At 43.6% G+C, this 14,523-nt stretch carries 10 protein-coding genes; all 10 read left to right on the top strand.

Annotation, left to right across the window (positions count from 1 at the left end):
- Positions 1-49 precede the first annotated feature (49 nt).
- Positions 50-478, top strand: a complete 429-nt coding sequence (rplK, locus tag H5203_RS13675) for a 50S ribosomal protein L11 (protein ID WP_008108462.1) — start codon at positions 50-52, stop codon at positions 476-478.
- A 4-nt stretch (positions 479-482) separates the two neighbouring features.
- On the top strand, positions 483-1,187 hold the full coding sequence (gene rplA, locus H5203_RS13670) for a 50S ribosomal protein L1 (RefSeq protein WP_145238292.1): 705 nt from the start codon (positions 483-485) through the stop codon (positions 1,185-1,187).
- 322 nt (positions 1,188-1,509) lie between these two features.
- Positions 1,510-2,004, top strand: coding sequence for a 50S ribosomal protein L10 (gene rplJ, locus H5203_RS13665; protein ID WP_145238296.1), 495 nt, complete (start codon positions 1,510-1,512; stop codon positions 2,002-2,004).
- 76 nt (positions 2,005-2,080) lie between these two features.
- On the top strand, positions 2,081-2,443 hold the full coding sequence (gene rplL, locus H5203_RS13660; protein ID WP_064668694.1) for a 50S ribosomal protein L7/L12: 363 nt from the start codon (positions 2,081-2,083) through the stop codon (positions 2,441-2,443).
- 271 nt (positions 2,444-2,714) lie between these two features.
- Entirely contained in the window at positions 2,715-6,740 is a 4,026-nt protein-coding gene (gene rpoB, locus H5203_RS13655) for a DNA-directed RNA polymerase subunit beta (RefSeq protein ID WP_145238299.1), read from the top strand.
- A gap of 103 nt (positions 6,741-6,843) precedes the next feature.
- On the top strand, positions 6,844-11,019 hold the full coding sequence (gene rpoC / locus H5203_RS13650; RefSeq protein ID WP_145238302.1) for a DNA-directed RNA polymerase subunit beta': 4,176 nt from the start codon (positions 6,844-6,846) through the stop codon (positions 11,017-11,019).
- 195 nt (positions 11,020-11,214) lie between these two features.
- Positions 11,215-11,589 (top strand): 30S ribosomal protein S12, encoded by a 375-nt coding sequence (gene rpsL, locus H5203_RS13645; RefSeq protein ID WP_002958885.1) that lies wholly within the window; start codon positions 11,215-11,217, stop codon positions 11,587-11,589.
- A 97-nt stretch (positions 11,590-11,686) separates the two neighbouring features.
- Positions 11,687-12,157, top strand: a complete 471-nt coding sequence (gene rpsG / locus H5203_RS13640) for a 30S ribosomal protein S7 (protein ID WP_054206871.1) — start codon at positions 11,687-11,689, stop codon at positions 12,155-12,157.
- Between the two features lie 27 nt (positions 12,158-12,184).
- Positions 12,185-14,299: an elongation factor G gene (gene fusA, locus H5203_RS13635; protein ID WP_145238305.1), complete on the top strand. Its 2,115-nt coding sequence runs from the start codon at positions 12,185-12,187 to the stop codon at positions 14,297-14,299.
- A gap of 63 nt (positions 14,300-14,362) precedes the next feature.
- Positions 14,363-14,523 (top strand): GTP-binding protein (locus tag H5203_RS13630; RefSeq protein WP_246175643.1); only part of this gene is annotated, 161 nt, incomplete at its 3' end.

The following is a 14,523-nucleotide window of genomic DNA, read 5'->3' as shown; positions in this document are numbered from 1 at the left end:
CGCGTCCTCGCGCGCACAAGGCTAAGACCCACCTAATGAGGTATTTATAATGGCTAAGAAAGTTGAAGCTCTAATCAAGCTACAAGTTGCTGCTGGTATGGCTAACCCTAGTCCTCCAGTAGGTCCAGCACTAGGTCAACACGGTGTAAACATCATGGAATTCTGTAAAGCGTTCAACGCACGTACAGAATCTATCGAAAAAGGCGCTCCAGTTCCTGTAGTGATCTCTGTTTACGGCGACCGTTCATTTACGTTCGACATGAAAACGCCACCGGCTGCTTACTTACTTAAGAAAGCTGCAGGTATCAAATCTGGTTCAGGCCGTCCTAACACTGAAAAAGTAGGCACAGTAACTCGTGCTCAACTTGAAGAAATCGTTGAGACAAAGAAACCTGACCTTACAGCTTCTGATTTAGAAGCTGCGGTTCGCACTATCGCAGGTTCTGCGCGTGCGATGGGCTTGAACGTAGAGGACTAAGATAATGGCTAAATTAACTAAACGTATGCGTACTATCCGCGAAAAAGTGGAAGCGACTAAAGATTACGAAATCACCGAAGCAGTTGCTCTTTTAAAAGAGTTAGCGACAGCTAAATTCGTAGAAAGTGTTGACGTTGCTGTTAACCTTGGTATCGATGCTCGTAAATCTGACCAAAACGTTCGTGGTGCAACTGTACTACCTAACGGTACTGGTCGTGACGTTCGCGTTGCAGTGTTCACACAAGGCGCTAACGCAGAAGCTGCGAAAGAAGCTGGTGCTGAACTAGTAGGTATGGAAGATCTTGCTGAGCTAGTTAAGAAAGGCGAGATGAACTTTGACGTTGTTGTTGCATCACCAGACGCTATGCGTGTTGTTGGTCAACTAGGTCAAATCTTAGGCCCACGTGGTCTAATGCCAAACCCTAAAACTGGTACTGTAACACCTAACGTTGCAGAAGCAGTTAAAAATGCTAAAGCTGGTCAAGTGCGTTACCGCAATGACAAAAATGGTATCATCCATACTACTATTGGTAAGGTTGATTTCACAGTTGAGCAACTTCAACAAAACCTTGAGTCGCTAATTGTTGCGCTTAAGAAGGCTAAGCCTTCACAAGCAAAAGGTGTTTACGTTAAGAAAGTAACCATCTCTACAACAATGGGCGCAGGTGTTTCTGTTGACCAAAGCACTTTAACAACAACTGTTGTTTAATTGAGTGTTTACATGGCGTGAAATTTATACTATAATTTTGCGCCATTTTGTTGAGAAATTTTGTTTTCTCAACAAGTAAAGAATTCGGGTTGAAGTCCATAATTTCGGTGCGCCTTCGGGCAAAACGATAAATTGGGCTTCCGTCCAAGACCGTAGGTGGCTTCGGCCTTAATATTCACCTACGTAGACGGTGTGAATCCCCAGATAGATTTTTCCTAATCTTCTGGCTCTCGCCGTAAAAAGCATCTCTATCTTGTTTGGTAGGGAAGAGTAGAACAGGGAAGCCGATGTACGGTAACCCATTAAACCAGGAGTAACACCCATGGCTTTAAATCTTCAAGGCAAAAAAGCAATTGTTGCTGAAGTCAACGAAGCAGCCAATGGTGCTCTATCTGCAGTTGTTGCAGATTCTCGTGGTGTAACAGTTGGCGCAATCACTGCCCTTCGTAAAGAAGCTCGTGCAAATGGTGTTTGGATGAAAGTTGTCCGTAACACTTTAGCAAAACGTGCTCTTGAAGGAACACAGTTTGAGTGCCTTTCTGATTCATTTGTTGGTCCAAGCTTAATCGCTTTCTCATCAGAGCACCCAGGTGCTGCTGCGCGTATCTTTTCTGCTTTTGCAAAGAAGAACGAGAAATTTGAGCTTAAAACGGCCGCTTTTGAAGGAAATGTTGTTGATGCAGCAATGCTTGCTACATTACCTACATACGACGAAGCTGTTGCACGCTTAATGAGCGCTATGAAAGAAGCGTCTGCTGGCAAATTGTGTAAAACAATTGAAGCAGTACGTGTACAGAAAGAAGAGCAAGCTGCTTAATTTTAAGCTGTTTAATCAATCTTTCGGTGTAAAATTTTTTTGGACCTAGAGTCCGTTAATTATTAGGAAATTTGTAATGTCTGTAACTAAAGACCAAATCCTTGACGCAATTGCTGAAATGTCAGTAATGGACGTTGTTGCTCTTGTTGAAGCAATGGAAGAAAAATTCGGCGTAACTGCTGCAGCTGCTATGGTAGCAGGTCCTGCTGCTGAAGCTGCTGAAGAGAAAACAGAATTTGACGTAATCCTTACTGGCGCTGGCGCTAATAAAGTTGCGGCAATCAAAGCTGTTCGTAGCGCAACTGGCCTAGGCCTTAAAGAAGCGAAAGCTCTTGTTGAAGCTGCTCCTACACCTGTTAAAGAAGGTGTATCTAAAGAAGAAGCTGAAGCTCTTGCTAAAGACCTTACTGAAGCTGGTGCTGAAGTTGAGGTTAAGTAATTTAGCTTTTGCTAAGTTCGCTGTCTGAGAAATCAGGCAAGGGCTGGTGATTATTTAATCACCGGCCTTTTTGCGCTATAGAGCGATGTATTCCTATAGCTCAAATAAAATCTAATTTTCTCTTTACTTTCAACGCTTTATAGTTTGCTAGTGTTAAAGTGGGAGTTAATTGGAACAACAATTAAATGTTGTACAATCTTGGCTTAGATGCCAGTTAAGTCTGTTCTTACAAGAACAGGTCGGGTCAAAGATCAGCAAGCTGAGGAACCCCATGGCTTACTCTTATTCTGAAAAGAAACGTATCCGTAAGGATTTTGGTAAACGTCCACAAGTTTTGGATATACCTTTCTTACTGTCAACGCAGTTAGAATCGTTTAAAAAATTCTTAGTGCCGGACGCTGATGGCGATCATGGTTTGGAAGCTGCCTTCCGTTCTGTGTTCCCAATCAAAAGCTACTCGGGAAATTCTGAGCTTCAATACGTAAGTTATCGTATTGGTGAGCCAGTTTTCGATGTAAAAGAATGTCAAATTCGCGGTGTGACTTATTCTGCTCCACTTCGCGTAAAACTACGCCTTGTGGTGATGGATAAAGAAGCGCCAGGCACAGTTAAAGACATTAAAGAGCAAGAAGTTTACATGGGCGAAATTCCGCTCATGACCGATACCGGTACTTTTGTAATCAATGGTACAGAGCGTGTTATCGTTTCTCAGCTACACCGTAGCCCTGGTGTATTCTTTGATAACGACCGCGGTAAAACTCACTCATCAGGTAAAGTGCTTTATAACGCACGTGTTATCCCATACCGTGGTTCATGGTTAGATTTTGAGTTTGATGCAAAAGATAACTTATATGTACGTATTGACCGTCGTCGTAAATTACCGGCGTCAATCATGTTGCGTGCACTTGAGTACACGACAGAAGAGATCTTAAACATCTTCTTCGAAACCACTGCGTTTGAAGTAACTGACGGTAAAGTTCTTATGGAACTTGTGCCATCACGTTTACGTGGTGAAACCGCTGCCTTTGATATAAAAAGTGAAGACGGTGAAGTGTTCGTTGAGTCTGGCCGTCGTGTAACAGCGCGTCATATCAAGAGCATTGAGAAAAAAGGCATTAGCCATTTAGAAGTACCCCATGAGTATATCATTGGCCGTGTAATTGCTAGAAACTACGTTGATGAGTCAACGGGTGAAGTGATTGCAAACGCGAATGATGAATTAACTTTAGAGTTAATGGCTGAATTGGTTAAAGCAGGTCACACTAAAATTGATACTCTATATATCAATGAAGTGGACAGCGGTGCATATATTTCTGATACGTTACGTATTGATTCAAGCACTAACCGCTTAGAAGCACTAGTAGAAATTTATCGCATGATGCGCCCAGGCGAGCCACCGACGAAAGACGCGGCTGAAGCCTTATTTGAGAACTTGTTCTTCTCTGAAGAACGTTATGACTTATCTACTGTAGGTCGTATGAAGTTCAATAGCCGTGTTGGTTATGACACTGACACAGGCCCAGGCACATTAAGCAAAGAAGACATCGTGTCTGTTATGAAAGTATTAATTTCTATTCGTAACGGTCAAGGCGATGTTGATGATATCGACCACTTAGGCAACCGTCGTATTCGTAGTGTTGGCGAAATGGCTGAGAATCAGTTCCGTGTAGGTTTAGTACGTGTAGAGCGTGCGGTACGTGAGCGTTTAAGCTTAGGTGACCTAGATGCGATCATGCCACAAGATCTTATTAACGCTAAGCCTATTTCGGCAGCAGTTAAAGAGTTCTTTGGTTCGTCTCAGTTATCACAGTTTATGGACCAAAATAACCCGCTATCAGAAGTGACGCACAAACGTCGTATTTCTGCATTAGGGCCGGGCGGTCTTACACGTGAACGCGCTGGCTTTGAAGTACGTGACGTTCACGTAACTCACTATGGTCGCGTATGTCCAATCGAGACTCCTGAGGGTCCAAACATCGGTCTAATTAACTCATTGTCTACGTACGCACGTACCAATGACTATGGTTTCTTAGAAACACCTTACCGCAAAGTGGTAGACGGTGTAGTAACTGATGAAGTTGATTACTTATCAGCCATTGAAGAAGGTCAGTTTGTTATCGCACAGGCGAACTCAAACTTAACTGAAACCAATGAGTTTGTTGATGAATTAATCCCATGTCGTCACAAAGGTGAATCTACCTTTATGGGTCGCATGGACCAGCAATATATGGATGTATCACCACAACAGGTGATCTCTGTAGCGGCAGCACTTATCCCGTTCCTAGAACACGATGATGCTAACCGTGCATTGATGGGTTCAAACATGCAACGTCAAGCAGTACCAACATTGAAAGCGGACAAACCGTTAGTAGGTACTGGTATTGAGTTAACACTAGCGAAAGATTCTGGTGTAACGATTGTTGCTAAACGTGGTGGTGAAGTAATGTATGCTGACGCAAGTCGCATCGTTGTTAATGTACATGAAGAAGAACGCATCCCTGGTGAAGCGGGCATCGACATCTACAACTTAACCAAATACACACGTTCTAACCAAAACACATGTATTAACCAAAAACCAACTTGTATGGTTGGCGAACCGGTTACTCGTGGTGACGTGTTAGCAGATGGTCCTTCGACTGACTTAGGTGACTTAGCCCTTGGTCAAAACTTGCGCGTGGCATTCATGCCATGGAACGGTTATAACTTCGAGGATTCAATCTTACTATCAGAGCGCGTAGTTGAAGAAGATCGTCTAACGACTATCCATATTCAAGAACTACAGTGTGTTGCCCGTGATACTAAGTTAGGTCCTGAAGAGATCACTGCAGATATCCCGAATGTGGGTGAATCTGCACTAGGCAAGCTTGATGAATCAGGTGTTGTTTATATCGGTGCTGAAGTTAAAGGCGGCGATATCCTAGTAGGTAAAGTGACTCCGAAAGGCGAAACGCAATTAACTCCTGAAGAGAAGCTACTACGAGCTATCTTTGGTGAGAAAGCGTCTGACGTTAAAGACAGCTCATTACGTGTACCAAACTCTGTAACAGGTACTGTAATTGACGTGCAAGTCTTCACCCGTGATGGTGTTGAAAAAGACAAGCGCGCGCTAGAAGTTGAAGAAATGCAACTTCGTGACGCGAAAAAAGACTTTAACGAAGAATTCCGTATTCTTGAAGCAGGCGTGTTAGATCGTGCTCGTAAGTTACTTATCGCAGCCGGTCAAGATGAAGATAGATTAGCGTCATTGAATGCTGAGAAGCTACTAACTCAAAGTCTTGCTGAAGAAGATAAGCAAGCTGAACTTGAGCAACTAGCAGCCCAGTATGATGAGCTAAAAGCTGAATACGATAAAAAGTTTGAAAACAAACGTCGTAAAATTACCCAAGGTGATGACTTAGCACCAGGCGTACTTAAGATTGTTAAAGTATACCTAGCTGTTAAACGTCGTATCCAACCAGGTGATAAAATGGCGGGTCGTCACGGTAACAAAGGTGTTATCTCGACTATCGTACCAGTAGAAGATATGCCATACGATGATAAAGGTCGTACTGTTGATATCGTACTTAACCCGCTGGGTGTACCATCACGTATGAACATCGGTCAGATCCTTGAAACACATATGGGTCTAGCTGCTCGTGGTATTGGTGAGCGTATTGAAGAAATGATGAAAGAACAACGTGAGCTTCATGAGCTACGTGACTTCATCAAGCAAGCATACGAAATTGGTGAATCTCGCCAGTTCGTAGACATTGCTAGCTTCACAGATGACGAAATTCGTCGTTTGGCTGAAAACTTAAAAGGTGGTTTACCAATCGCTACTCCTGCATTTGATGGCGCGAAAGAAAGCGAAATCAAAGACATGCTTGAGCTAGCTGGCTACCCTCGTAGTGGTCAGGTTACACTTTATGATGGCCGTACTGGCGATCAGTTTGAACGTCAAGTAACTGTTGGTTACATGTACATGCTGAAACTGAATCACTTAGTTGATGACAAAATGCATGCGCGTTCTACTGGTTCTTATAGCCTTGTTACTCAGCAGCCGCTGGGTGGTAAAGCACAGTTCGGTGGCCAGCGTTTCGGTGAGATGGAAGTATGGGCACTAGAAGCATACGGTGCCGCTTACACTCTACAAGAAATGTTAACAGTGAAATCGGATGACGTGAACGGTCGTACTAAGATGTATAAAAACATCGTTGATGGTAACCATAAAATGGAACCAGGTATGCCAGAATCGTTCAACGTATTGTTGAAAGAAATCCGCTCACTGGGTATCAACATCGAGTTGGAAGAAAATTAAGCCAATTAGATGCTGCAGCTAGCCTGCAGCATCTGTTACGGCCGAATAGAATGTAGGGACGAAATCATCCGTCCTCAAGATTAACTCCGACAGGAGAGCTAAGGTGAAAGACTTACTTAAGTTTCTGAAGCAACAAAATAAGACCGAAGAATTCGATGCAATTCGCATTGGTCTTGCTTCACCAGACATGGTTCGTTCATGGTCATACGGTGAAGTAAAGAAACCTGAGACTATTAACTACCGTACTTTCAAGCCTGAGCGCGATGGCTTATTCTGTGCCCGTATTTTCGGTCCAGTGAAAGATTATGAATGCTTATGTGGTAAATATAAGCGTCTTAAACACCGTGGTGTGATCTGTGAAAAGTGTGGCGTTGAAGTAACACTCACTAAAGTGCGTCGCGATCGTATGGGTCACATCGACCTTGCGAGCCCAGTTGCACATATATGGTTTTTAAAATCATTACCGTCACGTATCGGCTTAATGCTTGATATGACGCTTCGTGATATTGAACGTGTTCTTTACTTCGAATCATTCGTAGTAACTGAGCCTGGCATGACGACGCTTGAGCGTAGTCAGCTATTAGGTGAAGAAGAATACCTAGATGCACTAGAAGAGCACGGTGATGAGTTTGAAGCGAAGATGGGTGCTGAAGCAGTATTAGACTTGCTTCGTGAACTCGATCTTGCGCAATTAATTGCTGAAATGCGTGAAGAGTTACCAACAATTAACTCTGAAACTAAGCGTAAGAAGATCACTAAACGTCTTAAATTAATGGAATCGTTCCACCAATCAGGTAATAACCCTGAGTGGATGATCATGACAGTACTTCCAGTATTGCCACCTGATCTACGTCCATTAGTACCACTTGATGGTGGCCGTTTTGCGACTTCTGATCTAAATGACCTTTACCGTCGTGTTATTAACCGTAATAACCGTCTTAAACGTCTGCTAGATTTAGCTGCACCGGATATTATCGTACGCAACGAAAAACGTATGTTACAAGAAGCGGTTGATGCGCTACTTGATAACGGTCGTCGTGGTCGTGCAATTACAGGTTCTAACAAGCGTCCGCTTAAATCTCTTGCTGATATGATCAAGGGTAAGCAAGGTCGTTTCCGTCAGAACTTACTTGGTAAGCGTGTAGATTATTCAGGCCGTTCTGTAATCACAGTTGGTCCTACACTTAAGCTTCACCAATGTGGTCTTCCTAAGAAGATGGCACTTGAGCTATTCAAACCATTTATCTATGGCAAACTAGAGCGTCGCGGCATGGCTACGACAATCAAAGCTGCTAAGAAAATGGTAGAGCGTGAAGTTCCGGAAGTATGGGATGTATTAGACGAAGTAATTCGTGAACATCCAGTATTACTTAACCGTGCACCAACACTTCACCGTTTGGGTATCCAAGCGTTTGAACCTGTGCTTATCGAAGGTAAAGCAATCCATTTGCATCCATTAGTATGTGCGGCCTACAACGCCGACTTCGATGGTGACCAAATGGCGGTACACGTACCGCTAACGATTGAAGCGCAGCTTGAAGCTCGTGCATTGATGATGTCAACAAACAACATCCTATCTCCTGCGAATGGTGAGCCAATCATCGTTCCATCACAGGACGTTGTATTGGGTCTATATTATATGACCCGTGACCGCATCAACGCGAAAGGCGAAGGCGCGATCTTAAAAGATCCAAAAGAAGCAGAAAAAGCATACCGCAGCGGTAATGCAGACCTTCACGCTCGCGTGAAAGTACGTATTAGCGAATCAGTTAAAAACGAAAATGGTGTAGTAGAAGACACTGTAACTGTTATCGATACAACTGTTGGTCGTGCAATTTTGTCTCTTATTTTACCAAAAGGCATGCCGTTTTCGTCAATCAATCAGGCCCTAGGTAAGAAACAAATTTCTGGCTTATTAAACGAGTGTTACCGTCGTCTTGGTCTTAAAGATACAGTTATCTTTGCTGACCAAGTTATGTATACCGGTTTCCACTACGCAATGAAGTCAGGTGTTTCAATCGGTATCGATGACTTAGTTATCCCACCGATCAAAGCATCAATTATCGAAGCAGCTGAAGCTGAAGTAACTGAAATCAACCAACAATTCCAATCAGGTCTTGTAACGGCTGGTGAAAAGTACAATAAAGTTATCGATATCTGGTCACGTGTAAATGAAAACTTATCACGTGAAATGATGGCCAACTTGTCAAAAGACACGGTTATCAATGCCCAAGGTGAAGAAGAAGAGCAACCGTCATTTAACTCAGTGTTTATGATGGCCGACTCTGGTGCTCGTGGTAGTGCCGCTCAGATCCGTCAGCTAGCAGGTATGCGTGGTCTAATGGCACGTCCAGATGGTTCAATCATCGAGACGCCAATCACCGCTAACTTCCGTGAAGGTCTAAACGTACTTCAGTACTTCATCTCAACGCATGGTGCGCGTAAAGGTCTTGCCGATACAGCACTGAAAACAGCGAACTCGGGTTACCTAACGCGTCGTCTAGTAGACGTTGCACAAGATTTGGTAATCAACGAAGACGATTGTGGCACAGAAGATGGCTTAACAATGAAACCGCTTATTGAAGGTGGTGACGTTGTAGAAGCACTTCGCGAACGTGTACTTGGTCGTGTTGTTGCTGAAGATATTGTGATCCCTGGTACTAATACAGTACTAGTAGAGCGTAATATCATGCTTGACGAAAAACTGTGTGATCTTTTAGAAGAGCACTCAGTAGATGAGGTTCGCGTACGTTCAGTTATCACCTGTGATAACGACTTTGGTGTATGTGCTAAGTGTTACGGTCGTGACCTTGCACGTGGTCATATCATCAACGCGGGTGAATCAGTAGGTGTTATCGCGGCACAATCAATCGGTGAGCCGGGTACACAGCTTACGATGCGTACTTTCCATATCGGTGGTGCAGCATCAAGAGCATCTGCTGAAAACAATGTACAAGTTAAAACTAACGGTACATTGAAGCTTCATAACGCAAAATATGTATTAAACACTGACGGTAAGATTGTTATTACCTCTCGTTCTACTGAAATCACTATCATCGATAGCCATGGTCGTGAGAAAGAGCGTTATAAAGTACCTTACGGTGCGGTATTAACAGTACAAGACAATACGGAAGTTCAAGGTAACGACATCGTTGCTACTTGGGACCCGCATAGTCACCCAATCGTTCTTGAGCATAAGTCAAAAGTATCGTTCAGCGATATCGATGACTCAAACACTGAAGCACAGACTGATGAACTAACTGGTTTAACCCGTGTAGTTGTTAAAGATCTTGCTAAGATAAATGCGAAAGAGCCGAAGCTTATCATCGAAAGTGAAGAGCGCGGTCTGCAAGAAACTCGTCTTCCTTCATACACTACGATTGAAGTAACAGACGGTGTAACGGCAAACCCAGGTGACGTGTTAGCACGTATTCCGCAGGAAGGTTCGAAAACTCGTGATATCACGGGTGGTCTACCACGCGTAGCCGACTTATTTGAAGCGCGTAAACCGAAAGAGCCAGCTATCTTAGCTGAGATCACCGGTACGATTAGCTTCGGTAAAGAGACTAAAGGTAAGAAGCGTTTAGTTATTACGCCAGCTGAAGGCGATCATTACGAAGAAATGATCCCTAAGTGGCGTCAACTTAACGTGTTTGAGGGTGAGCAAGTGTCTAAAGGTGAAGTTATCGCCGATGGTCCTGAATCACCACATGACATCTTACGCCTACGTGGTGTGACTCATGTTGCTAACTATATCGTTAACGAAGTGCAAGAGGTTTACCGTTTGCAAGGCGTTAAGATCAATGACAAGCACATTGAAACAATTATCCGTCAAATGATCCGTAAGTGTACGATCCTTGACGGCGGCCATAGTGAATTCTTAGCCGGTGAGCAAATTGAAGTGGCACGCGTTAATATCGCAAACCGCGACTTAGAAGCTCAAGGCAAGTTACCTGCTAAATATGAAATCCAATTAATGGGTATCACTAAAGCATCACTAGCCACAGAATCTTTCATCTCGGCAGCCTCGTTCCAGGAGACAACTCGTGTCCTAACTGAAGCCGCTGTAAATGGTAAGAGCGATGAACTTCGCGGTCTGAAAGAAAACGTAATTGTGGGTCGTTTGATCCCAGCCGGTACCGGTTTTGCGTATCATCAAGAACGTATGGCTCGTCGTAAGCAGAGCAAAGTTGTAGTTGAAGAGCAAACAGTAAGTGCAGAAGAGGCAACTCAAGCGCTAACTGATGCTTTAAACGCAGATTTATCTGGAAATCAATAAATCTAACTTAATCAATAGATTAGGTTTTTGCAAGGCAGTTATCTACTGCCTTGCTAACGGTTTAGGTTGACAGCTCAATCTTTGCTCATTAAAATTCCGCCACCCATTTACCTGCACGTTTGGTACGAGCTTGTAAATAAAGGGCGGATTTTTTTATTTTTTTCAGTAGTAATTTTAATTTCAGGAGCTATTTAAATGGCAACTATTAACCAGCTAGTGCGTAAGCCACGTCGTAGCAAGGTTACGAAAAGTAACTCAGCTGCGCTTAAAGCGTGTCCGCAAAAGCGCGGTGTATGTACTCGCGTATATACAACTACACCTAAGAAACCAAACTCGGCGTTACGTAAAGTAGCTCGTGTACGTTTAACTAACGGTTTCGAAGTAACTTCATACATTGGTGGTGAAGGTCATAACCTTCAAGAGCATAGTGTAATCCTAATCCGTGGTGGTCGTGTTAAAGATTTACCAGGTGTGCGTTTTCACACTGTTCGTGGTGCACTTGACTGTGCAGGCGTTAGCGACCGTCGTCAAGCTCGTTCTAAATACGGTGCAAAACGCCCTAAAGGCTAATTGTATTCCGTTAGTAAGGCCAAGCACTAAATATTTTTAATTATTGTTTTGGGTGATTGACTCGAAAGAGCAAACCTGAATAAACCGGAGATACAAAATGCCTAGAAGACGCGTAATAGGTCAACGTAAAATTCTTCCAGATCCTAAGTTCGGATCGGAACTTCTTGCAAAATTCGTTAACATCGTAATGTTAGACGGCAAGAAATCTACTGCTGAAAAAATCGTTTACGGTGCGCTAGATGTGGCTGCTGAGAAATCAGGCAAATCGCACCTTGAAATCTTTGAAACTGCACTTGAAAACATCCGTCCACAGGTTGAGGTTAAATCTCGCCGTGTTGGTGGTTCAACGTATCAAGTACCAGTAGAAGTACGTCCAGTACGTCGCAACGCATTAGGTATGCGTTGGTTAGTAGACGCTGCACGTAAGCGTGGCGAGAAATCTATGGGCTTACGTTTAGCTCAAGAACTTGTTGACGCTTCTGACAACAAAGGCACTGCGGTTAAGAAACGTGAAGACGTTCACCGTATGGCTGAAGCGAATAAAGCATTCGCACATTACCGTTGGTAATCTGTCCTTAACCTTTAAGAGGATTTTATGGCACGTACAACTCCACTTGAGCGCTACCGCAATATCGGTATTGTTGCTCACGTAGATGCAGGCAAAACCACCACAACAGAACGTGTTCTGTTCTACACAGGTCTTTCTCATAAGATCGGTGAAGTACATGATGGCGCCGCAACTATGGACTGGATGGAGCAGGAACAAGAGCGTGGTATCACAATCACTTCTGCTGCAACAACGTGTTTCTGGAAAGGGATGGACGCGCAATTTGACGCTCATCGTATCAATATAATTGATACTCCAGGGCACGTGGATTTCACTATTGAAGTAGAACGTTCTTTACGTGTACTTGATGGTGCGGTAGTTGTGCTTTGTGCTTCATCTGGTGTACAGCCGCAAACTGAGACAGTTTGGCGTCAAGCGAACAAATACGAAGTTCCGAGAATGATCTTCGTAAATAAAATGGATCGCACGGGCGCTGACTTCTTAACGGTTGTTGGCCAGGTGAAATCTCGTCTTGGAGCAACGCCTGTTCCAATTCAGCTACCAGTAGGCGCTGAAGACGACTTTAAAGGTGTTATTGACCTCATAAAAATGAAAATGATTAACTGGAATGATGAAGACCAGGGAATGACTTTCACCTATGAGGCAATACCGGCAGAACTTCAAGATTTAGCTGAAGAATGGCGCTCGAACTTAGTTGAAAGCGCTGCTGAAGCATCTGAAGAACTAATGGATAAGTATTTGGAAGGTGAAGACCTGAGCGAAGCAGAAATTAAAAATGCTTTGCGTCAGCGTACATTGGCTAACGAAATCGTCCCAGTTACATGTGGTAGTGCATTTAAAAATAAAGGCGTTCAAGCTGTGCTTGATGGCGTTATTGAATATATGCCTGCACCAACACAAGTGAAACAAATTCAAGGTATCCTTGAAGATGGTACTGAGGAAGAACGTCCAGCTAATGACAACGCACCGTTTGCTGCACTTGCTTTTAAAATTGCAACAGACCCGTTCGTTGGTACTTTAACTTTCTTCCGTGTTTACTCTGGTACTGTTAAACAGGGTGACGCGGTATACAACCCAGTAAAATGTAAGCGTGAGCGTCTTGGCCGTATCGTTCAGATGCATTCAAACTCACGTGAAGAGATCAAAGAAGTCTACGCAGGTGATATTGCGGCGGCTATTGGTCTCAAAGACGTAACAACAGGAGAAACACTGTGTGATCCGAATTCTATTATTACGCTTGAGCGTATGGAATTCCCTGAACCAGTTATCTCTGTTGCGGTTGAGCCTCGCACAATCGCTGACCAAGATAAGATGGGTATCGCGCTAGGTAAACTAGCGGCAGAAGATCCGTCTTTTCGCGTACAAACTGACGAAGAATCAGGCCAGACTATTATTTCTGGTATGGGTGAACTTCACCTTGATATCATTGTCGACCGTATGAAACGTGAATTCAGTGTTGAATGTAACGTTGGTAAGCCGCAGGTTTCTTACCGTGAAGCTATTCGTTCAACTGTTAAAGTTGAAGGTAAATTCATACGTCAATCAGGTGGACGTGGTCAATATGGTCATGTCTGGCTTAAACTTGAACCGATGGATATTTCGGATGATGAAGCCCCAATTTACGAGTTCGTTAACGAAACCGTAGGTGGCTCCGTTCCAAAAGAATACATCCCTGCGGTAGACAAAGGCATCCAAGAGCAAATGTCTCAAGGTGTGCTGGCAGGCTACCCATTACTTGGTGTGAAAGCGACTTTATATGATGGTTCATTCCATGATGTAGATTCGAATGAAATGGCATTTAAAATAGCGGGTTCACTGGCAATGAAACAAGGCGCGCTACAAGCAGACCCTGTACTATTAGAGCCAATGATGAAGGTTGAAGTACTCACTCCTGAAGCAAACATGGGTGATGTAGTTGGTGACTTAAACCGTCGCCGCGGTATGATCGAAGGCATGGAAGATGCGCTAGGTGGACTTAAATTAATTAACGCCCAGGTTCCGCTTTCTGAAATGTTTGGTTATGCTACTGATCTACGATCTGCAACACAAGGCCGTGCCTCATACTCTATGGAGTTTTTGAAGTACGCTGAAGCCTCGAAACATGTTGCGGACACAATAATTACAGCTCGCGCTGTTAAGTAATTTTTAGCTCGGTTTGGTCCACAGTGGACTGAACCTTTAATTTCTTTATAGGAATTTTTTAAGATGGCAAAAGCAAAGTTTGAACGCGTAAAACCGCATGTAAACGTAGGTACAATCGGCCACGTTGACCACGGTAAAACTACCCTAACTGCAGCAATCACTAACGTACTTGCAAAAGTATACGGCGGTGTTGCTAAAGATTTCGCATCAATCGATAACGCTCC

This window comes from Pseudoalteromonas sp. SG41-1 (genome assembly GCF_014164575.1).
GTDB lineage: Bacteria > Pseudomonadota > Gammaproteobacteria > Enterobacterales > Alteromonadaceae > Pseudoalteromonas > Pseudoalteromonas rhizosphaerae.
The sequence above is the reverse complement of the archived record's forward strand: the minus strand, read 5'-3'. Positions and strand labels throughout refer to the sequence as shown.

Bases quoted from the DNA above. Each gene is read 5' to 3' on its own strand.
- rpsL (WP_002958885.1), top strand. From the start codon at position 11,215: ATGGCAACTATTAACCAGCTAGTGCGTAAGCCACGTCGTAGCAAGGTT.
- rplA (WP_145238292.1), top strand. From the start codon at position 483: ATGGCTAAATTAACTAAACGTATGCGTACTATCCGCGAAAAAGTGGAA.
- rplJ (WP_145238296.1), top strand. From the start codon at position 1,510: ATGGCTTTAAATCTTCAAGGCAAAAAAGCAATTGTTGCTGAAGTCAAC.
- rpsG (WP_054206871.1), top strand. From the start codon at position 11,687: ATGCCTAGAAGACGCGTAATAGGTCAACGTAAAATTCTTCCAGATCCT.
- rpoB (WP_145238299.1), top strand. From the start codon at position 2,715: ATGGCTTACTCTTATTCTGAAAAGAAACGTATCCGTAAGGATTTTGGT.
- rplK (WP_008108462.1), top strand. From the start codon at position 50: ATGGCTAAGAAAGTTGAAGCTCTAATCAAGCTACAAGTTGCTGCTGGT.
- rplL (WP_064668694.1), top strand. From the start codon at position 2,081: ATGTCTGTAACTAAAGACCAAATCCTTGACGCAATTGCTGAAATGTCA.
- fusA (WP_145238305.1), top strand. From the start codon at position 12,185: ATGGCACGTACAACTCCACTTGAGCGCTACCGCAATATCGGTATTGTT.